This window comes from Rhodococcus sp. NPDC056506, from assembly GCF_042794945.1.
Lineage (GTDB): Bacteria > Actinomycetota > Actinomycetes > Mycobacteriales > Mycobacteriaceae > Rhodococcus_F.
Window position 1 is genome coordinate 123,200 of record NZ_JBHTSW010000001.1, and the last position, 23,133, is coordinate 146,332.

24 protein-coding genes are annotated in these 23,133 nt (G+C 62.3%); 14 read left to right on the forward strand and 10 right to left on the reverse strand.

What is annotated here, in order from left to right:
- Nucleotides 1–131: 131 nt before the first annotated feature.
- Nucleotides 132–899, reverse strand: a complete 768-nt coding sequence (locus tag ACFQ6H_RS00545; RefSeq protein WP_003944195.1) for an SDR family NAD(P)-dependent oxidoreductase — start codon at nt 897–899, stop codon at nt 132–134.
- A gap of 158 nt (nt 900–1,057) precedes the next feature.
- Between ACFQ6H_RS00545 and ACFQ6H_RS00550 the strand changes: the two genes are divergently transcribed.
- From ACFQ6H_RS00550 to ACFQ6H_RS00565, 4 genes are read left to right on the forward strand one after another with little or no spacing between them, the layout of a single operon-like run.
- On the forward strand, nt 1,058–1,648 hold the full coding sequence (locus ACFQ6H_RS00550) for a hypothetical protein (protein ID WP_378642646.1): 591 nt from the start codon (nt 1,058–1,060) through the stop codon (nt 1,646–1,648).
- Nucleotides 1,641–2,291: a DUF6308 family protein gene (locus ACFQ6H_RS00555; RefSeq protein WP_378540925.1), complete on the forward strand. Its 651-nt coding sequence runs from the start codon at nt 1,641–1,643 to the stop codon at nt 2,289–2,291. Before ACFQ6H_RS00550 ends, ACFQ6H_RS00555 begins: the two co-directional genes overlap by 8 nt.
- A 35-nt stretch (nt 2,292–2,326) precedes the next feature.
- Nucleotides 2,327–3,784: a DUF222 domain-containing protein gene (locus ACFQ6H_RS00560; RefSeq protein ID WP_378642650.1), complete on the forward strand. Its 1,458-nt coding sequence runs from the start codon at nt 2,327–2,329 to the stop codon at nt 3,782–3,784.
- Nucleotides 3,785–3,787: 3 nt separating this feature from the next.
- Nucleotides 3,788–4,891 (forward strand): FAD-dependent monooxygenase, encoded by a 1,104-nt coding sequence (locus tag ACFQ6H_RS00565; protein ID WP_378642654.1) that lies wholly within the window; start codon nt 3,788–3,790, stop codon nt 4,889–4,891.
- Here ACFQ6H_RS00565 and ACFQ6H_RS00570 read toward each other — a convergent pair.
- Both ACFQ6H_RS00570 and ACFQ6H_RS00575 read right to left on the reverse strand, forming a co-directional pair.
- Complete coding sequence (locus ACFQ6H_RS00570; RefSeq protein WP_378642659.1) at nt 4,854–5,420, reverse strand: GNAT family N-acetyltransferase; 567 nt, start codon at nt 5,418–5,420, stop codon at nt 4,854–4,856. The genes ACFQ6H_RS00565 and ACFQ6H_RS00570 overlap by 38 nt on opposite strands.
- Complete coding sequence (locus ACFQ6H_RS00575; protein WP_378536435.1) at nt 5,417–6,100, reverse strand: TetR/AcrR family transcriptional regulator; 684 nt, start codon at nt 6,098–6,100, stop codon at nt 5,417–5,419. The genes ACFQ6H_RS00570 and ACFQ6H_RS00575 overlap by 4 nt, the downstream gene beginning before the upstream one ends.
- Nucleotides 6,101–6,202: 102 nt before the next feature.
- Here ACFQ6H_RS00575 and ACFQ6H_RS00580 point away from each other — a divergent pair, with 102 nt between their 5' ends.
- The 5 genes from ACFQ6H_RS00580 to ACFQ6H_RS00600 are packed head-to-tail and all read left to right on the forward strand — an operon-like array spanning nt 6,203 to nt 11,860.
- A complete protein-coding gene (locus ACFQ6H_RS00580) occupies nt 6,203–7,393 on the forward strand; it encodes a lipid-transfer protein (RefSeq protein WP_230816081.1) in 1,191 nt (396 codons plus the stop codon).
- A 42-nt stretch (nt 7,394–7,435) separates the two neighbouring features.
- Complete coding sequence (locus ACFQ6H_RS00585) at nt 7,436–7,867, forward strand: SRPBCC family protein (RefSeq protein WP_030535858.1); 432 nt, start codon at nt 7,436–7,438, stop codon at nt 7,865–7,867.
- 6 nt (nt 7,868–7,873) lie between these two features.
- The gene (locus ACFQ6H_RS00590) at nt 7,874–8,749 is read left to right on the forward strand and encodes a MaoC/PaaZ C-terminal domain-containing protein (RefSeq protein WP_378536437.1); all 876 of its coding nucleotides are present in this window, start codon (nt 7,874–7,876) and stop codon (nt 8,747–8,749) included.
- A 41-nt stretch (nt 8,750–8,790) separates the two neighbouring features.
- Entirely contained in the window at nt 8,791–9,657 is an 867-nt protein-coding gene (locus ACFQ6H_RS00595; RefSeq protein ID WP_378642664.1) for an SDR family oxidoreductase, read from the forward strand.
- A gap of 4 nt (nt 9,658–9,661) precedes the next feature.
- The gene (locus ACFQ6H_RS00600; RefSeq protein WP_378642669.1) at nt 9,662–11,860 is read left to right on the forward strand and encodes an acyl-CoA dehydrogenase; all 2,199 of its coding nucleotides are present in this window, start codon (nt 9,662–9,664) and stop codon (nt 11,858–11,860) included.
- Nucleotides 11,861–11,880: 20 nt separating this feature from the next.
- On the opposite strand, the gene ACFQ6H_RS00605 is transcribed toward ACFQ6H_RS00600, so the two are convergent.
- The 4 genes from ACFQ6H_RS00605 to ACFQ6H_RS00620 all read right to left on the reverse strand — a co-directional run bounded on the left by ACFQ6H_RS00605 (nt 11,881) and on the right by ACFQ6H_RS00620 (nt 15,056).
- Nucleotides 11,881–13,293, reverse strand: a complete 1,413-nt coding sequence (locus ACFQ6H_RS00605; protein ID WP_378642673.1) for an amidase — start codon at nt 13,291–13,293, stop codon at nt 11,881–11,883.
- A gap of 90 nt (nt 13,294–13,383) precedes the next feature.
- Nucleotides 13,384–13,542, reverse strand: coding sequence for a hypothetical protein (locus tag ACFQ6H_RS00610; RefSeq protein WP_003944172.1), 159 nt, complete (start codon nt 13,540–13,542; stop codon nt 13,384–13,386).
- A gap of 144 nt (nt 13,543–13,686) precedes the next feature.
- On the reverse strand, nt 13,687–14,337 hold the full coding sequence (locus ACFQ6H_RS00615) for a sterol desaturase family protein (protein WP_378642678.1): 651 nt from the start codon (nt 14,335–14,337) through the stop codon (nt 13,687–13,689).
- Complete coding sequence (locus ACFQ6H_RS00620; RefSeq protein WP_378642682.1) at nt 14,334–15,056, reverse strand: FadR/GntR family transcriptional regulator; 723 nt, start codon at nt 15,054–15,056, stop codon at nt 14,334–14,336. Before ACFQ6H_RS00620 ends, ACFQ6H_RS00615 begins: the two co-directional genes overlap by 4 nt.
- Before the next feature lie 156 nt (nt 15,057–15,212).
- On the opposite strand from ACFQ6H_RS00620, the gene ACFQ6H_RS00625 reads away from it, so the two are divergent.
- Nucleotides 15,213–16,226, forward strand: coding sequence for an ABC transporter substrate-binding protein (locus tag ACFQ6H_RS00625; RefSeq protein WP_378642686.1), 1,014 nt, complete (start codon nt 15,213–15,215; stop codon nt 16,224–16,226).
- On the opposite strand, the gene ACFQ6H_RS00630 is transcribed toward ACFQ6H_RS00625, so the two are convergent.
- Both ACFQ6H_RS00630 and ACFQ6H_RS00635 read right to left on the reverse strand, forming a co-directional pair.
- Nucleotides 16,155–16,898, reverse strand: a complete 744-nt coding sequence (locus tag ACFQ6H_RS00630; protein ID WP_378536450.1) for a TMEM165/GDT1 family protein — start codon at nt 16,896–16,898, stop codon at nt 16,155–16,157. The genes ACFQ6H_RS00625 and ACFQ6H_RS00630 overlap by 72 nt on opposite strands.
- 294 nt (nt 16,899–17,192) lie before the next feature.
- Nucleotides 17,193–17,720, reverse strand: coding sequence for a peptidase (locus ACFQ6H_RS00635; RefSeq protein ID WP_230816072.1), 528 nt, complete (start codon nt 17,718–17,720; stop codon nt 17,193–17,195).
- 165 nt (nt 17,721–17,885) lie between these two features.
- Between ACFQ6H_RS00635 and ACFQ6H_RS00640 the strand changes: the two genes are divergently transcribed.
- The 4 genes from ACFQ6H_RS00640 to ACFQ6H_RS00655 all read left to right on the forward strand — a co-directional run bounded on the left by ACFQ6H_RS00640 (nt 17,886) and on the right by ACFQ6H_RS00655 (nt 22,484).
- On the forward strand, nt 17,886–19,220 hold the full coding sequence (locus ACFQ6H_RS00640; RefSeq protein WP_378642691.1) for a DUF1254 domain-containing protein: 1,335 nt from the start codon (nt 17,886–17,888) through the stop codon (nt 19,218–19,220).
- Nucleotides 19,221–19,376: 156 nt separating this feature from the next.
- The gene (locus tag ACFQ6H_RS00645) at nt 19,377–19,949 is read left to right on the forward strand and encodes an HdeD family acid-resistance protein (RefSeq protein ID WP_378642695.1); all 573 of its coding nucleotides are present in this window, start codon (nt 19,377–19,379) and stop codon (nt 19,947–19,949) included.
- Complete coding sequence (locus tag ACFQ6H_RS00650; RefSeq protein ID WP_378642700.1) at nt 19,939–21,087, forward strand: AI-2E family transporter; 1,149 nt, start codon at nt 19,939–19,941, stop codon at nt 21,085–21,087. Before ACFQ6H_RS00645 ends, ACFQ6H_RS00650 begins: the two co-directional genes overlap by 11 nt.
- A 44-nt stretch (nt 21,088–21,131) precedes the next feature.
- Nucleotides 21,132–22,484 carry a hypothetical protein gene (locus ACFQ6H_RS00655; protein ID WP_378642705.1) on the forward strand — a complete coding sequence of 451 codons (1,353 nt, stop codon included), beginning with the start codon at nt 21,132–21,134 and terminating at the stop codon, nt 22,482–22,484.
- Here ACFQ6H_RS00655 and ACFQ6H_RS00660 read toward each other — a convergent pair.
- Complete coding sequence (locus tag ACFQ6H_RS00660; protein ID WP_003944189.1) at nt 22,481–23,104, reverse strand: superoxide dismutase; 624 nt, start codon at nt 23,102–23,104, stop codon at nt 22,481–22,483. The two genes, ACFQ6H_RS00655 and ACFQ6H_RS00660, sit on opposite strands and share 4 nt — an antisense overlap.
- Nucleotides 23,105–23,133 lie beyond the last annotated feature (29 nt).

Consider the following 23,133-nt stretch of genomic DNA (forward strand, 5'->3'; position numbering starts at 1 on the left):
TTGGCGGGCTCGTTTTGTGTGTGTGTCCCTGCGCCAAACTCAAAAACCAATTGTTTTATTTTTTCTTGGTTTCTCAGCGTTGTGCTATTTTTTAACCCGCGGGCGTTTAATAAAGGCGCACAGCAGGGAAGTTAGCGCGGCGCCATGCGCAGTGCGCCGTCCATGCGGATGGTCTCGCCGTTGAGGTAGTCGTGCTCGACGATCATCTGCGCGAGCTGCGCGTACTCGGACGGCTGGCCCAGACGTGACGGGAACGGGACGCCGGCTTCGAGGCCCTTGCGGTACTCGTCGGTGACGCCTGCGAGCATCGGGGTGTCGATGATGCCGGGAGCGATCGTGTTGACGCGGATGCCGAACTGCGCGAGGTCACGGGCAGCCGGAACCGTCATGCCGTGCACGCCGCCCTTGGAAGCGGAGTACGCGATCTGGCCGATCTGTCCTTCGAAGGCGGCAACGGACGCGGTGTTGATGACGACGCCGCGCTGGCCCGACTCGTCGACGGCCTCGGTCTTGGCGATTGCGTCGGCGGCCAAGCGCATGACGTTGAAGGTGCCGAGCAGGTTGACGGTGATGACCGTGCGGAACAGCTCGAGGTCGTGCGGACCCTTCTTGGACAGGATGCGTCCGGCCCAGCCGACACCGGCACAGTTGACGACGATGCGCAGCGGGGAGCCCGACTCGACGATCTGGTTGATCGCTGCTTCGACCTCTTCGCCGCTGGTCACGTCGGTGGGGATGAGGGTGACGCCGGCGGGGACGTTGTCGCCTGCGCGCTCGATCGACGCGGGCAGATCCAGGCCGAAGACGGTAGCGCCGGCGTCGGCGAGGCGCTTGGCTGTTGCGGCGCCGAGGCCTGATGCCGCTCCGGTGACCAGTGCTGCGGTTCCCTTGATTTCCACTTCGTGTGCTCCTCGAGTTAGCGATCGGTAAGGCGGTGGTACGTGTCGAGAACCATAACGCGAGGGTGTATGTGAGGGCGAACGCGCGAGACCCGCGTAGGGCTGGGTACCTTGGACGCGAGGTCTGAGAGCAAAGCACCGGACGAGAGGGGACCTGCGTGAGCAAGGCGCCTGTGCGTCCCGCCGCTTCTGTCGAGAATTTCGAGCGGTTGCAGCGCGACCCGCTCTTCGAAGATCTTGCAGAGCTGATTGCCGAGGTTCTCTCCTACGCGTTCGACGCGCCGGCCGACGTCGAGATCGAACAGTGGACGATCAGTTGCCTGCCGTCGACCAACCGATCGGCGGAGCGCCATCGGTTGTTCACACTCAACATCGGTCCGATGGAGATTCTGAGCGTCGAGTGCCATCTCGTCGGCGGTGAGCCGATCGAGCACGTGATGTCCGTGTACCTGTCCAGTTCGGCACTGGAATCGCGAACCGGCTGCAGCATCGAAGAACTCGACGCCAAGCACGATCTGGTCGCCATCAGACGCACGGAATTGGCGTCGGCCGACGGCGACGGGACCGTGATCGACTGCAGTCTCGAGGACTCGGATGCGTTGGAGCAGTTTGCTCGACTGCCCGTCGACGTGACGACGGTTCGTCCACTCGCGGAGCATCTTGTTGCCAAGGGCAAGGGCCCATTCCGGCAGTATCACAACTCTGGATTTGCCAAGTACGTATTGGAAAGGTCGCTCGACCATGGTTGATCAGTTGCCCATCCGCCTCCCACGTGTGCTGCGTGACGGGGACGATTCCGGCGCGCTCGACGTGTTGGAGGAATACTTCACGCGACCGCTCCGCAAGACGGGTTATCTGCGAACCGGCGCGCTGTGGGATTCCTGGGATCCCAGTGGCAATCGCGAGCGTGATGCAAACATCTTCACCGCGGAAGACCTTGTTGCGGTGACGCTTCTGTCGGTTCAGGTTCCGGCGCAGGGAGCCTTCTTCCTTCTCGGCGAAAACAACGCCGAATTGAACCGCCTTCTGGCCGACGTCGGACCAGATCGCGATCTCTCGAACGAACCCGGCCCCTTCACCCCGGAATCTCCGGTGTGGCGTTTGGAGACGGCGCTTCGAGAGATTCACGGCGTCGGGCGAACCATGGCGTCCAAGCTCATCGCCCGCAAGCGTCCGAGGTTCTATCCGATCTACGACGACGTCATCGGTCGAGAGTTGGGAACGAAGTCGGCCCACTTGGAGCCGGTTCGCGCAGCCATGCGGGAAGGCGAGTTGCAGAGTCGACTCCTCGACCTACGTACACGTGCAGGTCTCGACGAATCCATCCCGGTCATCAGGGTGTTGGACGTGCTGGCGTGGATGCAAGGTAAGGGATACAAACCGGCACTCTAGCTTTCTTGTCGGTGGGCGGGCTTAGTGTCGAATGTATGTTCGATGATGGATTGACGAGCGGTGTGGGGAGATCCGTCGATGACGGCCGTCCTGTCTTCGACCCACTCGTGCTGCCGGACATGCTCTTTGCAACGGCGCAGAGTGAGAACATGCTTGCCGCGCAGAAGGTGCTCGGCGCATCCATGTTGTCGGAGTCGAGATTCATCACCGAACTCGACGCGTCCGGTGATGTCGACAAGGCGTGGCGGATTGCATGCAACGAGATTGCGGTCATGCTCACTTGCTCACGTCGTACTGCCGAAGTCCACGTCGAGATCGGTGATGCCCTACGGGAGTTCCTTCCGCTCACCAAGGCCGCCTTCGCTGCCGGCGAGCTGGACTATGCGCGTGTGCGCAAGATTGTCGACGGACTCACCGGGGTCGACCCCGAGGCTATCTCAGCGCTCGAGCGCCGGGTACTTGCCTCGGCGCTCCGTCTTCCTCCCGGGCAACTCGAGCGCGACATCGAACGTCAGCTCTTTGCCTACGATCCGGATGCTGCTGCCGAACGTCGCCGGAAGATGCTGGAGCACCGCGATGTCCGTACGCGTGCCGAACGTCACGGCCTCGCGCAGTTGCAGGCAACACTCAGCGCCAGCGAGGCCGTCGAAGCGCTCGGCCTGATCAACGAGGCCGCCGGAAGTGTCTGCACCAACGATCCGCGAAATGTCTTGACCCGTAGGGCCGATGCGCTGGTCGCTCTCCTGCACGGCGAGAACGGGATACGTTGCCAGTGTGGCAGCGAAACGTGCGAGGCTGCATCCACGGAAGCCCAATCAACTACATCCTCACGTCGGAAGCCGTTGTTGCACATCGTGTGTGATCTGGCGACGCTCCTCGGATTGACGTCAGATCCCGCGAGCATCGACGGGTACGGACCGATCGATCCTGATTTTGCTCGCGAGCTTGCTGCTGATTCCACCTGGCAGGCTTTGTTCGTAGATTTCCGCGCCCAGGCCGCCGGAAATCGACCGCGCCGGCAACATGCTCCGGCTGTCCTGCCGATTGTCACCCGACGTGATCGCCCAAGTCGCGAACCGAAAGGCTGCGGGGATCGGATTCGGGAAATGCAACGGTTGGTCGCGCGATCCCCGGACATAGTTCGAAGATCGGATGGGCATGGCGCCCAACCCGATCCACCTCCCGGCGCGCTGACCTACGCTCCGGGAGCGGCACTGGCCGCATTGGTGCGGGCCGTCGACGGTCACTGCCGGTTCCCTGGCTGTTCGGTGCCCGCGAACAGGTGCCAACTCGACCACGTCACGGAATTCGATCCATCCGATCCGAGACGTGGTGGGTGGACCATTGCGAGCAACCTCCAATGCCTGTGTCGTCATCACCATCAGGTGAAGACATACAGGTTGTGGACGCCGGTAATGCTGGAGGATCGAGCCATTCACTGGACCGACAACACCAGCGGGTTGACGGCTGTCACAGTTCCGGAGAGGATCTGACCTGTGCCGGAAGGACAAAGCGCTGGAATCGTCGGCGGGGGAATTGGCGGGCTGACGGCTGCCATCGCGCTCCGCAAAGCAGGCTGGGATGTCACCGTGTACGAGCGTGCGTCCGAGTTCACGGAGGTAGGCGCCGCCGTCGTGCTGTTTCCCAACGCGCTGGCAGCGTTGGACGAAATCGGTGTAGGTGAACAGGTCAGGGCTAACTCCCTTCCGTACAGCTCGGGCGCGATCAGGAATCTGCGCGGGCAAAATCTGGTGACGCGCAGAATTGGTGACCTCGCCGGCGGACGCGATCTGGTGACAATCCACCGCGCCGATCTGATCGAGGTGTTGGTTCGCGCCCTCCCCGCCGAGTGTCTACGCACCGGAACCAGGGTGACGGGTGTTGGCTGCGGAGATCACGGCCGCGGCGAGATAGTCACCGCGGGTGATACCGCTCGATACGACCTTGTCGTTGCCGCGGATGGTGTGCACAGTGTTGTGCGACAGCAGCTCTGGCCCGGCGAGGGAACCGTGGTACATACCGGAGTGTCAGCTTGGCGCTGGATCGTCGATGGCCCACCGCCGGATTTTGTCGGACAGGTGTGGGGGATTCGAGGGGAGTTCGGGATTCTCCCGTTGGCGGGCAACCGCACCTACGCCTTCGCGGGTGCGCAACGCGGCGTCGAGAGTCTCGCGCATTTTGCCGACTGGCCCGAACCGGTGTCGCAACTGGTCGCGAACGCTGATCCGGCTCGCATCATCGAGAACGAGTTGCTCGAGATTCGGACCCCGAAGTTGTTGACACGCGGCAAAGTTGCGTTGATCGGAGATGCCGCTCATGCCATGCGACCCCACCTCGGGCTAGGTGCCGCTTTGGCGATCGAGGACGCCGTTACTCTTGCTGCCTATGCGCACGATCTCGCTGGCTACACAAAGGCTCGGCGTCGTAGAGTTCTAGCTGTTCAATGGATTTCGCGGCACATGTCAACCGTCGTGATGCCAGCGAGTCGCCCGCTGGCGGCGGTGCGTGATGTTGCCGTGCGGTTGACTCCCGACATTCTTACCTTGTCGGTATTCGGTGTGATCAATCGCTGGCGGCCTCGGCCGATCGAGAGGCACTGACTTCGAAGATTGTTTCCAGACCGTCTTCTTCGTCCCACTGCTCACCGACTTCGCAAAAATTGTACTGGCTGATCAGGTTTCGAGATGCGGCATTGTCCGGGCTGATGGTCGCGCGAACGATGTGTACTTCGGATTCCCGACTCGCGACGTCGAGAAGTATCTCGAGGGCGGTTCGTGCGTAGCCCTGTCGTCGAAACGCCGGGTCGATGCGATATCCCATCTCGACCATCCCGCGCGCGTCGGGACGGCCGTGAAATCCGGCCAACCCCACCGGCGTCGACGTCCGAGTGTCGACCGCGATGCGGGTGATCCAAGCGCTGTCGTGCGGGTTCTCTGCTATCTGCTTGCTCCGGTAGCGCCACAAGCCCTGGCATTCTTCGCCGAGGAGATACGGGGTCAGGATTTCGGGTGCGAGTTCCATTGCGAGAGTGGCGTCATCGTCACCCAATGCGTTTAGGGCTGGTGATGGGACGTGGATCAGTTGAAGTCCGCGTCCGTCGAGTATCCAGGGTGTTTCGGTGACTGTCACAGGTCGGCGATCGGGGTCGACAGCGTTATGTCGACGCCGATGCTCCGGAGATTGCCGTCGAGAACCTGCCAGATGGAGCGTTCGAGGAATTCGGCCAATTCTGCGCTGGTCACGTCGGAACCTGGTTGGCTGAGCCAACGGTTGACGCTGACGTCGACCAAGCCGATCACGCCGAAAGCCAAGGGCTCCGCCATCTTCGACGATTTGCCGCGGCTGGTGAGGATCGCGCCCAACAGGTTTCCCAACTGGACGGCGATGGCTGTCTTCGTTCCGGTCACCACTTTTGAACCGGTGGCTCGGGTGCTCGGGGATCCCTTGCCCAAAAAGTGATGCAGTCGTGGGTATTTCACAATCCAGCGAAGGTATGTGTCGACGGCCCGCGAGATAGCCTCGCCGACGGTGCCTTGCGGCGTGAGGGTGGGGGTCAGGTCGGTCATCATCATCTCGAGGATGCGGACTCGCAGCTGCTCGTCGAGGTCGGCTCGATCCTTGAAGATCCGGTAGACAACGGAACGGGGGACGTCGGCACGCTCGGCGATTTGTTGGACGCCGACGTCGGCGCCACCTTCGTTGACTGCGTCGAGGGCTGCGTCGAGGATCCGCGCTTTGCGCTGTTCCTTGTGATCATTCCAGCGAGTGCTGCGCCCGTCGGGCTGCGCCGACTCGGCTGTTTTTGTCATAAATCGAACGATACTCACCCCGCCATTGACTGGACAAGATGTCTCACATACTTTGGTGGGACAGCGTGTCACACACAGATACCGTTCTCTTCAGGAGTGGCAATGAGTAACAGGGTTTTTGTCGTCGGCGTCGGCATGACGAAATTCGAGAAGCCGGGATCCCGCGAGTGGGACTACCCCGACATGGCACGCGAGTCGGGTACCAAGGCGCTCGAAGACGCAGGGATCGACTACTCCGAGGTCGAGCAGGCATACGTCGGCTACGTCTACGGCGAGTCCACCGCAGGTCAGCGGGCTGTCTACGAGCTGGGTCTGACGGGCATCCCCATCGTCAACGTCAACAACAACTGTTCGACGGGATCGACCGCGCTCTACCTCGCCACGCAGGCAGTCAAGAGCGGTCAGGCCGACTGCGCATTGGCGCTGGGCTTCGAGAAGATGCAGTCCGGGTCGCTCGGATCCACCTACGACGACCGCGAACAGCCACTCATGCGGCACCTCCTCGCTCTCGCCGAGCTGCAGGAGTTCGCGATGCCGCCCGCTCCGTACATGTTCGGCGCGGCCGGCGTCGAGCACATGGAACGCTTCGGAACCACTGCCGAGCAGTTCGCGAAGATCGCCGTCAAGAACCACAAGCACTCGCTCAACAACCCGTACGCGCAGTTCCAGGACGAGTACACCCTCGAGCAGATCCTCGAAGCACGCCAGATTCACGGGCCACTCACCAAGCTCCAGTGCTCGCCCACCTCGGACGGATCCGGCGCGGCGATCATCGCCAGCGAAGCATTTGTCGAGAAGCACGGCCTCGCTGCTCAGGCGATCGAGATCGTCGGGCAGGCCATGGTCACCGACATGAACAGCACTTTCGAGGACAAGAGCGCCATCAGCCTCGTCGGCGCCGACATGACTCGGAAGGCCGCCGAGAAGGTATATGCACAGGCCGGGATCACCGCCGACGACGTCGACGTCATCGAACTCCACGACTGCTTCTCCACCAACGAGTTGCTGACCTACGAGGCGCTCGGGCTGTGCGCCGAAGGTGACGGCGGCAAGCTCGTCGACGCCGACGACACCACCTACGGCGGACGCTGGGTGGTCAACCCGTCCGGCGGCCTCATCTCGAAGGGCCACCCCCTCGGAGCAACGGGCCTCGCACAGTGTGCCGAACTCACCTGGCAGCTCCGCGGAACCGCCGACAAGCGTCAGGTCGACGGCGCAAAGGTTGCACTCCAGCACAACATCGGACTCGGCGGCGCAGTCGTCGTGACCGCATACAAGCCCTACGCACGCTGAATCACACCCTCAACCCGCTAGCTACCCACTAGGAGTTTCATCATGGCTTCCGTTTCCGTCTCCGCCGTACTGCCCGCGTCCCCCGAGAAGACCTGGGATGCGCTCTCCGACCTGTCTCGCTGGGAAGAGTGGCTCACCATTCACCAGGGCTGGAAGAGTGAACTCCCCACCGAGGTTGCGTTGGGCGCCAAGTTCACCGAGGTCGTCTCCGTGATGGGTATGGCCAACAAGATCGAATGGACCGTCGAAGAGGTCGAGGTTCCGAAGATGGTCAAGATCGCCGGAACCGGAATGGCCGGTGTCACCGTCGAATTCATCCTCTCGGTCGAGGCCGACGGTGCAGGCTCGAAGGCAACCGTCGACGCCAGCTTCAAGGGCACCATGATCGTCGGGCCGATCGGCAAGGCAGTCGCCAAGAACGCCAAGGCTGACCTCGAGGCTTCGCTGGCGAAGTTCGCCGAGCTGGTCGGATAACGCTCGATGACGACACCGAAGACCAACGCGGTCGAATTCGATACTTCCGGACTGGATGTATGGACTGATCCGGAGCACTTCGAGGTGACAGCCGAGCGTATCGCCGAATATGCCGCTGCCACCAACGATCCCATCGAGCGACATCTGAAGGGCGAGATCGCTCCGCCGGTCTTCGCGGTGGTACCCGTCTTCATGTCGATGGCACCGGCTGCCCTGTCGGTGGCACCGGTGGAACTGCTGATGAAGCTCGTTCACGGTGAGCAGGATTTCCTGTTCCACCGTCCGATCTACCCCGGTGACCATCTGGTCGCTCGCGCCAAGCCCATCGGTTTCGAGGGTCGCGACAACGGTTCCACCGTCGTCATCTACGTCGAAACCAAAACCGACAAGGGTGAATTGGTCAACGAGCAGTGGATGACGGCGTTCTTTCGCAAGGTCGACGCGGGCCCCGGCTTGGGTGAGAAGGCTCCCGAACACCGATTCGACGACGCTCTTCGTGCTGGTAGTCCGGCAGCGGTGGTCAATCAGCACATCGACGAGGACCAGACGTTCCGGTACTCGCCGGCGTCCGGTGATCCGATGCCGATCCACCTCGACGAAGAGATCGCTCGAATGTCCGGTCTCCCCGGAATTATCAACCACGGACTGTGCACGATGGCGTTCACGTCGTGGGGAGCCCTGACCGAACTGGCCGGCGGCGAGACCGAGCGGTTGCGCCGTCTCGCAGTGCGATTCGCGAAGCCCGTACTCCCGACCCAGGACATCGAGACGGTGTTCTACAAGTCGGGTTCGGCAGACGGAGCCACGTCGTACTCGTACGAAACCAGCGCGGTCGGTGACCTCGTCATCAAGGACGGCCTTGCTGTCATCACTGACAAATGAGTCTTCATGTCCGACAACTGAACTGATGGGAATCTGAACTGATGGGAAGTCTCGACGGTCGCGTAGCGATCATCACCGGAGCAGGACGCGGCATCGGCCGTGAGCATGCGCTGCTCTTCGCTCGTGAGGGTGCGAGCGTCGTGGTCAACGATCTCGGCGGAGCAAACGACGGTTCCGGTGCAGACGCCGGCCCCGCGCAGCAGGTAGTCGACGAGATCGTCGCTGCAGGCGGCAAAGCCGTCGCCAACACCGACAACATCGCCACCTGGGACGGCGCCGAGGGCCTCGTCAAGCAGGCCGTCAGTGAGTTCGGCCGACTCGACATCCTGGTCAACAACGCCGGCATTCTTCGTGACGCCTTCATCGCCGGCATGGACGAGAGCCAATGGGACTCAGTCATTGCCGTGCACCTCAAGGGGCACGCAGCGACGCTGCACCACGCTGCCGCGTACTGGAAGGACCAGAGCAAGGCAGGGGAGACCGTCAATGCTTCGGTCATCAACACCGCCTCGGCTTCGGGTACCTTCATGCCGAATGCGGGCCAGGGCAACTACGGCGCAGCCAAAGCGGGCATCGCGGCCCTGACTTTGGTGGCCGCTGACGAGCTCGATCGATACGGCGTGCGCGTCAACGCAATTGCGCCGATCGCGCGTACTCGACTTACGCTGGCGACACCCGGTATGGGTGCGCTCTTCGCGGCCGAGGTCCCCGAGGGTGAGTTCGACGCGTTTGCGCCGTCCAACATCTCGCCGCTGGTGGCGTATCTCGCGGCCGCGGACTGCAAGCTCACCGGCAAGGTGTACGCCGTTCAGGGTGGGGCCATCACGGAACTCGCCGGTTGGCACGGCGTGAACACCATCGAGAGCGAGGGTCCCTGGACCACCGCCGACCTCGCAGAACGTCTGTAAGCGCATGGCACGCAACGCATACGAACTCGGCCTCGGGCTGAGTGAGGAACACACCGCGCTTGCAGATTCGGTGCGCTCCTTCGCCGAGCGCACCATCACCACCGAGCAGGTGCGCGCGGCGGTGGAGTCACGGACCGAGGACAAGTTCCCCGAGTTCTGGACGGCACTGGTCGGGCAAGACCTTCTCGGGCTCGCGGTTCCGGAAGAGCAGGGTGGGCACGGCGCCGGTCTGCTGACCTTGGCCGTGGCACTGGAAGCGCTGGGCCGCACAGTCTCTCCCGGCCCATTTGTCCCGACGGTATTGGCAAGCGCCGTTCTCGGTGCCGCCGATTCCAAGGCGGGACTCGAGTTCCTGCCCGGCCTGATCGACGGAAGCCGGACGGCAGCAGTTGCCTTGGGTGCACCGTTGGCGGCCGAGTCGTCGGACAGTGGGTACAAGGTCACGGGCGCACTCGACGGTGTGCTCGGCGGTGAACACGCCGACGTGCTGCTGGTTCCGATCCAGTTGCCCGAGGGGGTTCGCTACGCGGTGCTCGAGAGCAGCGCAGTCGCGATCACCGTTCAGGACAGCATCGACGTGCTGCGCGGTAGTGCGCGGATCGAAGCCGACAATGTTCAGATCAGCGCCGAACGGATACTCGACGGTCTCACCGAGGCGCGGGTACGGTCCATTGCCGCAGTCGTTCTCGGCGCCGAAGACGTCGGCGTCATGTCCTGGTGCGTCTCCACCGCGTCGGAGTACGCCAAGACACGTGTGCAGTTCGGGCGACCCATCGGCCAGTTCCAGGGCGTCAAGCACAAGTGCGCGCAGATGGGCATTGCGCTCGAGCAGGCACGCGCCGTTGTGTGGGATGCGGCAAGTGCATTGGACAAGGGCGACGACACGGCAGATTTTGCCGCCGACATTGCAGCAGTCATCGTGCCGGACGCCGCAGTGCAGGTAGCGCAGGACTGCGTGCAGGTTCACGGCGGCATCGGCTTCACGTGGGAGCACGACGCACACCTGTACTACCGCCGCGCGCTCTCGATCCGCGGCATTCTCGGCACCCGCGAGGATCGTGCCAATCGTGTTGCGCAGCAAGCACTTGACGGTGTCAGCCGGGCTTCGGTTCTCGAACTTCCGCCCGAGGCGGAGGAGATCCGCGGCGACATCGCGGCTGAGCTGGCCAAGTTGGTCGATCTCGACGAGGACGACCAGCTCATTGCACTCGGCGACGGAGGGTGGGTCCAGCCGCACCTGCCGAAGCCGTACGGACGCAGTGCCGCTCCGCTCGAGCAGATCGTCATCTCCCAGGAGATCAAGGCTGCCGGTATCTCGATGCCGCAGCTCCTGATGGGAACTTGGGCCGTGCAGGCCGTCGTGGCACATGGTTCGGACAAGCAGAAGCAAGAGCTGGCCGTGCCCACCCTGCAGGGTGAGCTGGTGTGGTGCCAGCTCTTCAGCGAGCCCGGTGCTGGTTCCGACCTTGCGTCCTTGTCCACGAAGGCCGAAAAGGTCGACGGCGGTTGGAAGATCACCGGTCAGAAGATCTGGACCACGGTTGCTCAGTTCTCCGACTGGGCAATGCTGATCGCCCGCACGGACGCCACCAAGCCGAAGCATCAGGGCATCACCTACTTCGTGCTCGATATGTCGACACCGGGCATCACCGTCCGCCCGCTGCGTGAGATGACGGGCTCGGCGCTGTTCAACGAAGTGTTCCTCGACGACGTGTTCATCCCCGACGAGAACGTGGTCGGCGAGGTCAACGACGGTTGGAACGTCGCCCGTACGACGCTGGCCGGCGAGCGCGTCGCGCTCAGCCAGAAGATGGAGGCGTACGCCTCGGACACCGACCTGCTGAAGTTCGCGAAGTCGGCAGACCTGAGCCCGATCGGCCGCTACCGTGTCGGCGAGCTGGTTGCGGAGAGTCAGGCGATCGATCTCATCGGCTCCCGCGTTGTGCTCAAGCAACTTTCGGGAATCGACGTGAGTACTACGTCGAGCGTCGGCAAGCTGTTGGCGATGAAGATCAGCCAATCGATCGCCGAGTTCGTCGTCGCTGAACTGGGTGCTGCCGGAGCGGTCAGCATCCCAGGTCAGCCCAGCGACAAGGCGATGGAGCAGCTCATTTCGGGCCGAGCCACCACCATCTACGGTGGCACAACCGAGGTGCAGCTCAACGTGATCGGTGAGCGCATGCTCGGATTACCGCGAGACTGAGGGTATTTATCGGGTGGGGCTCAGTCCTGGATTCTTCTCCAGGGCTGAGCCTCTTCCAGTTCGAAGGCCAATTCGAGGAGCGTGCGCTCGTCGCCGAGATCGGCGGAGAAATGCGAAGCCAACGGCAAACCGTTGCTGGTCTGATGCATCGGTAGCGAAATCGCGGGACCTCCGGAGATGTTGTTCAGTGGCGTGAACGATGTGTACGCGATCAGCTTGTCGAAGAGTTCCTCGAAAGGCTGAGCGGGAGAGAGGTATCCGAGCTCGGGGGTGGTGTGCCCCAGGGCCGGCGAGAGCACGACGTCGTACTTCAAGAACATGGCGCTGTATTGCTGCTGGAGCCGTCGCAGACGGTAGAGCACGCGCGGCGTCTTCACCAGGTTCTTCCGGTACAGCGTGTAGAGTCCCTTGGTGAGATTGTCGGTGGCGGACTTGTCGAAGTCGGGTCCGAGCATCTGTTTGCCACCGGTGGAGATGGCAAACGACAGGAATCCCCAGTAGATGCTGAAGTCGTTGATGAATTCCGGGCCGACGGGCAATGCTGCGTCCTCGACGTGATGGCCGAGGCCGGCAAGGAGTTCGGCCGTAGCTTCGACGGACTTGCGCGTCTCGTCGTCCGTCTTGGTGACTGTCACGGAATCGGTGATCACGCCGACGCGCAGGCGGGTTGAGCTGGGTCCTTCGATCAAGCGAACCGGTGCGAGTCGCGGATTGCGGTAGTAGTTCTCAGCCGCAGACATCCATCGTGCAGTGTCGCGAACAGTGCGAGTAACGGCGCCCTGAGCGATCAACCGGATCGGCATCGACTTGTCGGCGGGGTCGGCAACGGTACGACCGCGAGTGGGTTTGAGTCCGACCAGTCCGCAGGCAGCGGCGGGAATGCGAATCGATCCACCGCCGTCGTTGGCGTGCGCGATCGGGAGTACGCCGGCAGCAACAAGCGCGGCTGCGCCTCCCGAGGAAGCGCCCGACGAGTACGCCGGATTCCACGGGTTGTGGACGGGTTCTTCCGTCATGTATTCGGTGGACGCACTGAATCCGAACTCGGGTAGTCGAGTCTTGCCGATCGAAATGGCCCCGGTGGAGAGGAACTGCTTCGCGAAATCGCTGTCGGCTTTGGCGGGGATCGCGGTGAAGGCGGTACTGCCCTGCTGGGTGGGAAGGCCGGCGCTGTCGGTGTTGTCCTTGATCGCGGTGGGGACACCGGCAAAGACGCCCTTGGCAGGCCGGTTGCTCCTGGCGAGGGCACGATCGAAATCAGTGCAGGCCAGACCGTTCAATTGCCCCTGCACGGACTCGGCGCGGGCGATCGACGCCTCCATGACTTCCCGTGCGGTCACCTCACCAGATTCGATCCGGGCGGCGACGGCGGTGGCGTCGAGGTCGCCCAGGGCGTCGTCGGTGAAAGCGTGGATGGGGGTGTTCGCGGTCATGGGGATCCTTGTCAGGCGGAGGCACTCAGGTCGTCCGTCCAGCATATTGGACGGACGACCCCTGAGTGGCGCTATCTGTGGATTGCGGTATCAGCTACCGAAGATCGTCACTGCCTGCTCGGCCGCCTGCGGCGCCTGCTGGAACACGCCCTGAGGGATGAACTGCTGCGGAATGAACTGCTGGGGGCCCAACTGCTGGAAGTTCGTGACCATCGGGTGGATTACGTTGTTGAATACATCGTTGAACATGTGGTGTGTCCTTCGGTTACAGCGTTTTTCGAACTTCTGACTCCACCGACACTAAGCACGGCACTGGTGAGTTTCAACGAAAATTACTGATACACAGTCAAGTTCAAGTTCATTGCCAGCTGGGGGCCAGGAACCGGCGTTCATTCACAGCTTTGACGCGGTGCCGTGCAGGTTCTTCGCCGTCGGGGATGTCTCGACGGATTTGGGATCGGGGTAGGTGCCCAGTACGCGATCGGCAGTTCCCGCGGTGGTGACGGTGAACCAGTAGTGCTCGTTCTTGAAGTGGTGGTTGCGGTGGTTGCGCCAAATCGACCGGTAGAGAGCAGTTTTCGGCTTGTAGTCACTGTGGATGAGGAAATGCGTCCACTCGTAGCCGAGACCGAGCACGGAAATGCAGGTCAGGAATGTCAGGCCGAGTTCGACGCGAGGAAACGCCAGGAGGGCGACGGCTGTCAGAACGGGAATCACGATCAGGAGCGTCTGCCACGGGATGAAGATGAGTGAGACGGTTCGCGGCGCGAAGTGGTGTTCCCGATGGCTTCGCGCCAGCCGTGAATCGAGTGTGACGCCGCCAATGGTCCGCGGCTTCCAATGGAGAACGAAGACGTGAATGATCCACTCCACGAACGGGAATGCGGCGATCATCACGAGCGGAACAAGTGCGTCGGTGTTCTGCCAGTCGCCCAAGGCAATGCGCGTCGCCGCCGCGGCCAGCAGCATGGTGCCGATCATCCACGGCGTCGGTGACCTACGAAACGTCCGTGCGGCATCGGCCAGGGTAAGAGGCTTGCTCATGGTTTCAGTCCTTCCAGGAAGGTGAGAGCGTCGCCGATTGCCGTCGTACCGGTGTGGAGCAGCGTTGCTGCCAGGGTCTCGGCGGCGGGCTCGTCGTGTGAAGTGATGGCGGAGGCCAGTTTTCGATACAGATCGGTTTGGCCGACTTCGGCCACCATGACGGAGGCAAGCGCCGTCATGGCCGGCTCGTATGCAGCTCGAAGGCTGTTGAAGATCAAGCGGAAGGCAATGGAATCTGCGCTGTCGACGACGACGTCCCAGAACGCCAGTGCGCGGCTTTGCAACTCGACCGGATCGTCGGTGGCGCCTAGATGATCCACGGCCGCGTCGAGGTCCTGGGCAGATTCAGCGGAGATGCGACGAGCCGCCAGCACCGCGATCTGTGGTCCCATCAACTCGCGAGTTTCCAGGACGCTGCGCACCACTGTCAGGTCGGGGACACCATCGCGAACCAGCAGTTGGGGGAGAAGTTCTGGTCCGGCCTGGCGTCGAAAATCGCGCACCGACGTGGACTCGCCCTGACGGACCTCGACGAGTCCGGCCTGGGCGAGCTTCTGAATAGCCTCTCGGACTGCCGGCCTCGAGACACCGAATGCCTCGGCGAGTTTGCGCTCGCTGGGTAGTGCCTCGCCGGCAGCCAGCTCTCCGGCCAGCACCTTCACGGAAATCTGGTCGAAGACTGCGCCGGAGGCAGAGGTACGTGCAACAGGTTGGAACATGTACCGACCTTAGGTGCTCACTGGTGAGAGGTCAAGTGGTATTACCAGTTGAGTTCTGGCGTGAAAGAGACACCTCTTGGCCAACAAACTTCACCGCAACGGCGCAGGTGAGAGTAATTTTAGGCGACCCTAATTCGATTGACCGTCAGGAAGCCCATGACATCACTTCTCTTGCCGACTCTCGACACAGACGCAGAGTTCGCACGCATTACGGCCGCGCTTACCCGTCGCGGTTTTCTCGGAGCCGGCGCGTTGGCCGGAATCGGATTGCTCACGGCCTGCGGAACCAGCACCAGTGAGTCTGCCGAAGGGTCGATGCGCACCATCAATACCGCTCTCGGGCAGGTGGAAGTGCCCGCCAACCCGCAACGGGTGGTCAGCGCCGATTACTACACGGGCCCCGCGATGTTCGACGCCGGATTCACACCCGTCGGACTGCCGGTGGACTACGAGAACGCCGACGGCGTCCCGGAACCCTATGCGTCTGCTCTTCGGTCTCTCCCGAAGGTGGGACGCTGGTACGAGCCCAACGCCGAGGCGATAGCGGCTTTGTCTCCCGACTTGATCGTGATGACCAACCTGCTGTCGGAGAACAACCCGGATCTTTACGAGCAGATCCGGTCGATCGCACCGACCGCGGTTTTTGCCGAAGACGGGCAGTACGCGTGGAAGGATCGCGCCCTTGGGGTCGCGGACGCGCTCAACCAAAGCGCGAAGGTTCAAGAGTTGGCAGACCGGTACGAGGCGCGGATCGCCAAGTTCCGCAGCGACAACGCTGATGTGTTGAGCAAGGTGAAGGTCGTCTACACCACGTACTTCGAGGAGAGTGGCTTCTCACTGTATTCGCCCACGAAGTATCAGACGACGGTGATCAGCGAGGCCGGGTTCCAGTTCAACGACCGCTCGCTCGCAATTCCTGCCGGCAGCAACGAGTGGTTCCCGAAGGAGCAGTTGGAGCTACTCGACGAGGCCGACGTCATCATCACCAACAGTGGCAAGGGGCCTATCGACGAGAAGTTGGCTGGCGACACCATCTTCCAGCGTCTGCGCGCCGTCAAGAACGATCAGGTGTACTCGTTCGACTACGAGGGTGTCGCCTCATTCGGTTGGGCCTTGACGTTCCTCGAGCAGTTCCAACCGATCGCCGAGGAGATCAGAGCCAAGCTCTGACGTCGGCTTCGGGTGGGTGCGCTTCCAGATCATCCGGGCCAGCGCACCCACCACGGACACTGCGAGTACAACTCCGCCGCCGATGACGCCGGCCGACGAGTCCGGGAAGATGCCCTCGAGCAGCAGCCAGACACCGAAGACGAAGAACAGCACCGCGGCACCGATCTTGATGAATCCCTCCGGAAGGTGCTTGCCCAGTACCGAGCCGACGATGATGGCCAGAGCGTCTGCCGCCACCATGCCGACAGTCGATCCGATCCAGATGCCGATCCAGTCGTTGTCGGTGGCGAGCGTGATGGTGGCGAGCATGGTCTTGTCGCCGAGTTCGGCCAGGAAGAACGCCGACGCGACGGCGATGAAGGCGGACCGCGTGACGCGACCGGCCTTGTTCTGCTCGTCGTCGGTGAGATCGTCACCGCGCAGCGTCCAGAGGCCGAAGATCAGGAACGCGATACCGCCGACGATCGATATTGCCGCAGTCGGAAGTGCGACGCCGACGTAGTGGCCGACGGCGACCGAGACCAGGTGAACAAGGGTGGTGGCGACGGTGATTCCGCCGAGAACGACCCACCAGCGATAGCGCAAGGCAAACGTCATTGCCATCAGTTGCGACTTGTCGCCGAGTTCCGCGACGAAGATGACGCCGAAACTCAAAAGTATTGCGGCAAGCAAGATTTACTCCTCCGGTCGGTGTAGGTCGGAGGAAAAATGCGAGCCTCCGGCCTGGGCAGGCGCAGCGGGTGCGCTTGTCCGGCCGAAGGTCTCGCCCACCGAGGCCACAGGACCTTCGGTTCGCCAGGCCGGGTGCTTCGCGATCCGCACATGACGGAGCGCGTCGAACCAGTATGTCGACACAGGCGATTGGGGGCTACTCCCCTTCGTTGCTACCCACGTTAGCGCGGTCGAAACGAATTGGCAAAGCGCGCAGCAAGTTTGGGAGTCCGAACTTATCGCTTACCGGGGCCGTCACGAGGCGAGGAGCATGGCCAAAACAGCGGTGTCGGGATCGCTGATCGGATCGATGCCGACACGGCTGATCATGGAGACGACTGTGCCGTCCGGCTCTGCCTCGACCCAGGCCGCACGATGCTCCAAACCCAGGTAGGGAAGACCGGGCAGTAGTACGCACCCTGACGCGCTGCCCTCGCATTCCGGCAGGCTGGACGTGGTTTCCGACGGCGGGTGCAGCATGATCAGGGCCGGTGGCTGGTGATCGGAGAAACGGCCGGGTGTCAGGGCAAAATCGCCCAGCACCGGACCTTCGGCAACCACCAGACCGACAGTGCCCGGCTGGGGGTCCTCGGGAACGTCCTCACGAACGCCGAAGACCGTCGTCGTCGGCAACAAACCCGGCATCGAGGCCACTCGGACAGCCAAGGCGAGAAGCTGCGCCCACTCCTGGGTGGTGTCCGGCCAACGCCCGGAAATGACAAACCCCTGCAAAGATCCGGCGGCTTGGAACGGAGAAATGCCTATTGCTTCGTTTCTGTTCATTTCTGTTCCTCCCTCGGTGCTGGGGCAAATCTCGGGCGGACGCGCATGCGTCGGTCCGGCACACCTCGTTGGGTAATCGAAATATGCACCCATTCGGTACTGGCACACAAGACGGGGAGAGTGCCAGCCAGGTTTGCGCTGGTGAGGGCGGTGGTATGCGCAGGCATGACTCTGTCGAAGAACCGTTCTCGGCTGGAAGACCTGGCAACGCAGGCGTGGATCTTCGGATATCCACTGTTGATTGCGGCGGTATCGCGTGACGTCATGACGGCGGTGCCGGCCCCGGTGGCGATGAAAGCCCCGCTCAACCAGTTCGCTTATGCGCGTACAACGCCCGACGCGACCTTCACCGATGTCGTCTCACCCAACGCGGACACTCTCTACTCGTCGGGGTGGCTGGACGTCTCGACGGAACCGCAGGTGCTCTCATTGCCGGACTTCGGCACGCGGTACTGGCTGGTGCCTATCCTCGACGCGTGGAGCGACGTGTTCACGGTGCCGGGATCTCGGACTGTGGGACGCACCGGGGGTCCGTATCTGGTGGCCGGGCCGAATTGGAAAGGCAACGTGCCCAAGGGTTTGACGCTGCTGCGTTCTCCGACGGCGATGAACTGGATAGTCGCCCGCTATGCGACGTCGGGGGGAACGGACCTGGCTGAAGTGCACAGCCTGCAGGACCGGACGCGACTGACACCGCTGTCGGAGTGGACGGGTGATCCGCAGGACTACACGCCCGGCGAAGTGCCGGTGAACCCTGCCGTCGACACCCGGACGCCGCCGGTGGACCAGGTGGCCGCCATGGACGGCGAGGCCTTCTTCACCACACTCGACGCACTTCTCGACGACAATCCTCCCCGCCCGGACGATACCGAGATGATGAAACAGCTGTCCGACATCGGAATCGGCTCCTCGCTGCCCTGGAAGTCGCGTCCGCAAGAGGTGCGTGATGCCCTCGACCGAGCAGCACGAACCGGAATGGACGTGCTGAGCGAGATCGCCAAAGAGGCCGAGGGTAGTCCGAAGAACGGCTGGACGATGCACCGCGGCTTGGGGCATTACGGAACTCATTACGCTCAGCGAGCTTTGATCGTCTGGCTCGGTTTCGGGGCCAACCTCGACGCTGATGCCGTGTACCCGCACGCCACGACGGACGTCGACGGGAAGCCTCTGACCGGCGAGAAGAAGTACGTACTTCATTTCGAGAAGGACGAACTGCCGCCGGTCGAGGGCTTCTGGTCGCTCACGATGATGAACGAGCGGCAGTTCTTCGTGGACAACCCGATCGACCGATACGCGATCGGTGATCGAAGCGATCTGGTGTTTGCCGACGACGGTTCCCTCGACATCTATCTCCAGCACGAATCCCCTGGTGGTGAGAAGGAGCGGAACTGGCTGCCGGCTCCGTCCGGTGACTTCAACGTCTTTCTGCGCCTGTACTGGCCGAAGGCGGCAGTGCTGTCGGGATCGTGGACTGCGCCGGGTATTCGGGAAGCAGGCTGAAGGTCCTCTCGCTTCGTACCCGAAGAGCACAACTCGGTATCAGCCGCGCGTTTCGATGGGCGGAAAGGTCTCGATAGCCATACGATCTGTCGGTATTGCCCTGTTTGAAGAGCTGTTGAATCGGTCAGAGACACCCGCTTGCTTCGGAGGCTACTGGTGGTCACGCAGAATCCGTTCGTGCAGTACGGCAAAGAGATCTGGTGGATGATCCTGATCCGCGGAATCTTCGGTGTGATCTTCGGAATCATCGCACTGGTGTGGCCGGGAATTACCGTGGTGGCCTTGGTCTTCCTGTTCGGTATCTACTCCATTGCCGACGGCTTGATCACGATCGTTCGAGCCGTCCGGGACCGCGAGCACCTGAGTTCTTGGGGATGGTGGGTGTTCACCGGCGTCGTTTCGGTGGGAGCCGGTGTGGTCGCCCTGGTCTGGCCAGGCATCACTGCGCTGGTGCTGCTGTACATCATTGCCTTCTACGCCATCATGTTCGGAATCTTCGGGATCGTCGGCGCCTTCAAGATGAAGGCGCTGCCCGGATCCAGTTGGGGATGGTTGCTCGCAGCCTCGGTACTCGCTGTCATCTTCGGCATCATTCTTCTCGTCGCGCCCGGCGAAGGCATCATCAGCCTCATCTGGTTGTTGGGTTGGTACGCAATCTTGTTCGGCCTCTTCATGATCGTGGGAGCATTCCAGATCAGGAGCCGGGCAAAGGAAGTCGGTGTTCTCTAAGAAGGGAAAGCCGGCCGTCGCGGCTCCCGCTCCGATCCCCACGCTGTCCGGTAGTGAGAACTGGTCGATCCCTCGCGGTTTGATCGTCCTTCTCGGTATCGCGGCCACCGTGGTTGCCGTCGGCGGAATGAAAGTGTTCGGCGGCATCCTCGGACCGGTCTTCCTCGCACTGGTGCTGACGATTGCCGTTCAGCCCATTCAGGATTGGTCGCAGCGACGAGGGTGGCCCAAGTGGGTCGGAATGTTGGGCTCGCTTGTCACCGTTTATCTGATTCTGCTCGGGCTCGCTGCCTCGTTGATCGTGTCGACGGCGCAGTTGGCGACGATCTTGCCCCAGTATTCCGAGGAGATGACCAACCTCCTCAACGAGGGCCGCGACAAGTTGGCCGACTTCGGAGTGAGCACCGAACAGATCCAAAGCACGCTCAGCAGTATCGATCTCACGAAGGTAGTGGGTGTACTCGAAAGCGGGCTGGAGGGTCTGCTCGGCATTCTGTCGGATCTGGTGTTCATCCTTGCGCTGTTGCTGTTCATGGCCTTCGACGGCATGAGTATCCGCTCGCGGTTGCACGTGCTGGCCGAGCAGCGTCCCGAAATCTCCTACGCGCTCTCCACTTTTGCCGCAGGGACTCGCAAGTATCTGGTGGTCTCGACGGTATTCGGCCTCATCGTGGCGGTGCTCGACGGTGGCGCGCTGTGGCTGATGGGCATTCAGCTACCCGTTCTGTGGGCGCTGCTGTCCTTCATCACCAACTACATCCCCAACATCGGGTTTGTCATCGGCGTCATCCCGCCGGCACTTCTCGGGCTCTTGCAGGGCGGACCCTGGCTGATGCTCTGGGTGATCGTCGTCTACTCCGTCATCAACTTCGTGATCCAGTCCATCATCCAACCCAAGTTCGTCGGCGACGCCGTCGGACTGTCGGTGACGATGACGTTCCTTTCACTTGTCTTCTGGTCGTGGGTACTCGGGGCGCTCGGAGCGTTGCTGGCGATCCCGCTTTCGTTGTTGGTGAAGGCCGTCCTGCTCGACATCGACCCAGCCACACGCTGGGCCGACATCCTGATCAGCGGGCCTCGGGACATGCCGAAGGAGAAACCCGAGGAGCCAGAAAAGCCGGCCACGCCCGCACACTAGTACTTCTCAGCGTTTCTACAAGTTGTTGCTTTATCGTCTCGCCCATGAGCGCCGAGAACACCACCGAGAACACCCACCGCCAGCCGTCACGCCTCGGTCGACGGCTGGCGGTGGGTGGTGTAGCGGCGATAGTCGCCGCTGCGGTCGCGGGGATCGGCTTCGTGATTTTCGCGGGCGGCGGTGCTGACAATTCGCGCACCGTCGCGATCGTGAACGCAGACGCCGGAACCACTCTCGACGGCAAGGAACTTCGAGCGGGTGACACGCTGGTGGACACTCTGGGCAAGAATGAAGACTTCGACTTCCAGGTGGTCGACAACCCCGGCGGCAACTACTTCGCGACGTTGACGGTGCCGGAAGACTTCAGTGAATCCGTTGCGTCGATGTTCGGCACGGATCCCCGCCAGGCGAGTGTCGAGCTGGCGGTGAAGGGCTCGGATTCGGAGAGGTCGACCGAACTGACTCGGGCGGTCTCCGCGCAGGTCGGCGCCGACGGAATCAAGGGCCTGCTGGCTCAGACGTCGGCCGCCAGGCGATCGATAGATCAAAACCTCACCACCGCACAGATTCTGGTCGCCGGAACCAACGAGGCCGGAAAGTCCATCGATCAGGTGAAGGCAGGCGCCGGCACACTGCTGCCGTATCTCGAGACCGCACGATCCGGGGCGTTGGAGTTGATGAGCGTGGCGGAACAGGTATCCGGTGTTGTCGATCAGGCATCGGGATCGGCGGAAGAGTTGGCCACGCGCGCTGATTCGCTGGGCTTGACGTTGGGGGAGGCGTCGTCCTCGACCGCGGAATTGAAGACACGAATCGACACGTTGCAGACCGCGTTGAACGGCCTTCCGATCCCGCCTGACGTGACAGCGCAACTGGCCGGTGTGAGTTCGGATCTCGGTGCGCTGAATGCGCAATTGGGCACCGTTCCGGCGCTGTTGGGTGGTTCGGTCGGACCCGATACGGAGCTCGGTGATCTGGTCCGCACCGCCGTCGGGCAGCTGCAAGGGGCGAGCGATCAACTGAGCAGTGCTGCCGGACAATTGAACGACGGACTCATCCCCATCGCCGATCAGGCGCCGCAGATGCTCGGTGACGTGACCGACCAGATCACCCAGGGATTCACGACGCTGCAAGGGATCGCCAAGTCATTGGTCACGGGCCTCGACGGCGCAAAATCCGGCATTCCCGCGATGACCACTCCGCAGCAGGTTCAGCTGACCTCGGTGCTGTCGGATCCGGTGGCCGTCAATCAGACCACCGCGAGCAGCGGTGACTCCGGAACTCGCACACTGGCATTGGTCTTCGGAGCGACGACGGTCCTGCTCGGTGGTGCTCTGCTGACACGAACGGCGGCGCCCCTGGTGAGGCGCCGCCGTTCGCGAGAAGAGCGTGATTAGACGATCAGACCTGCGGTCTGGGTACGTGCACGGTCGAAGCGAGCCGAGACGTCGTTCCAGTTGACGATGTTCCAGAATGCCTTGACGTAGTCGCCCTTGACGTTCTGGTAGTCGAGGTAGAAGGCGTGCTCCCACATGTCGAGGAGCAGCAGCGGCGTGAGGCCGATGGAGATGTTGCCCTGCTGATCGTAGAGCTGGACGATGATCAGACGCTGTCCGATCGAGTCCCACGCGAGGATGGACCAGCCGGAGCCCTGGATGGCGTTGGCGTTCGCGGAGAAATGAGCGCGGAAGAGATCGAACGAACCGAAGTTGTCGTCGATCGCTGCGGCGAGTTCGCCTTCGGGCTTGTCGCCACCGTCAGCGCTGAGGTTGTTCCAGAAAACGGTGTGGTTGGTGTGGCCACCGAGGTGGAACGCCAGGTTCTTCTCGAGCAAGTTGGCCTGCGCTGCGATGGTGTCGTTCTCACGAGCTTCGGCCAGCTTCTCGAGTGCAGCGTTGGCACCGGCAACGTAAGCCGCGTGGTGCTTGTCGTGATGCAGCTCCATGATCTTGCCCGAGATGTGCGGCTCGAGGGCTGCGTAGTCGTAGGGGAGTTCCGGCAGCGTGTAAACAGACACGAGGGTCCCTTCTTTGCGGGCTGGTGAGC

Excerpts from the sequence above, each read along its gene's own strand:
- ACFQ6H_RS00555 (WP_378540925.1), top strand. The coding sequence starts at position 1,641 with ATGGTTGATCAGTTGCCCATCCGCCTCCCACGTGTGCTGCGTGACGGG.
- ACFQ6H_RS00560 (WP_378642650.1), top strand. The coding sequence starts at position 2,327 with ATGTTCGATGATGGATTGACGAGCGGTGTGGGGAGATCCGTCGATGAC.
- ACFQ6H_RS00575 (WP_378536435.1), bottom strand. The coding sequence starts at position 6,100 with ATGACAAAAACAGCCGAGTCGGCGCAGCCCGACGGGCGCAGCACTCGC.
- ACFQ6H_RS00580 (WP_230816081.1), top strand. The coding sequence starts at position 6,203 with ATGAGTAACAGGGTTTTTGTCGTCGGCGTCGGCATGACGAAATTCGAG.
- ACFQ6H_RS00585 (WP_030535858.1), top strand. The coding sequence starts at position 7,436 with ATGGCTTCCGTTTCCGTCTCCGCCGTACTGCCCGCGTCCCCCGAGAAG.
- ACFQ6H_RS00590 (WP_378536437.1), top strand. The coding sequence starts at position 7,874 with ATGACGACACCGAAGACCAACGCGGTCGAATTCGATACTTCCGGACTG.
- ACFQ6H_RS00595 (WP_378642664.1), top strand. The coding sequence starts at position 8,791 with ATGGGAAGTCTCGACGGTCGCGTAGCGATCATCACCGGAGCAGGACGC.
- ACFQ6H_RS00600 (WP_378642669.1), top strand. The coding sequence starts at position 9,662 with ATGGCACGCAACGCATACGAACTCGGCCTCGGGCTGAGTGAGGAACAC.
- ACFQ6H_RS00605 (WP_378642673.1), bottom strand. The coding sequence starts at position 13,293 with ATGACCGCGAACACCCCCATCCACGCTTTCACCGACGACGCCCTGGGC.
- ACFQ6H_RS00610 (WP_003944172.1), bottom strand. The coding sequence starts at position 13,542 with ATGTTCAACGATGTATTCAACAACGTAATCCACCCGATGGTCACGAAC.
- ACFQ6H_RS00615 (WP_378642678.1), bottom strand. The coding sequence starts at position 14,337 with ATGAGCAAGCCTCTTACCCTGGCCGATGCCGCACGGACGTTTCGTAGG.
- ACFQ6H_RS00620 (WP_378642682.1), bottom strand. The coding sequence starts at position 15,056 with ATGTTCCAACCTGTTGCACGTACCTCTGCCTCCGGCGCAGTCTTCGAC.
- ACFQ6H_RS00625 (WP_378642686.1), top strand. The coding sequence starts at position 15,213 with ATGACATCACTTCTCTTGCCGACTCTCGACACAGACGCAGAGTTCGCA.
- ACFQ6H_RS00635 (WP_230816072.1), bottom strand. The coding sequence starts at position 17,720 with ATGAACAGAAACGAAGCAATAGGCATTTCTCCGTTCCAAGCCGCCGGA.
- ACFQ6H_RS00640 (WP_378642691.1), top strand. The coding sequence starts at position 17,886 with ATGACTCTGTCGAAGAACCGTTCTCGGCTGGAAGACCTGGCAACGCAG.
- ACFQ6H_RS00655 (WP_378642705.1), top strand. The coding sequence starts at position 21,132 with ATGAGCGCCGAGAACACCACCGAGAACACCCACCGCCAGCCGTCACGC.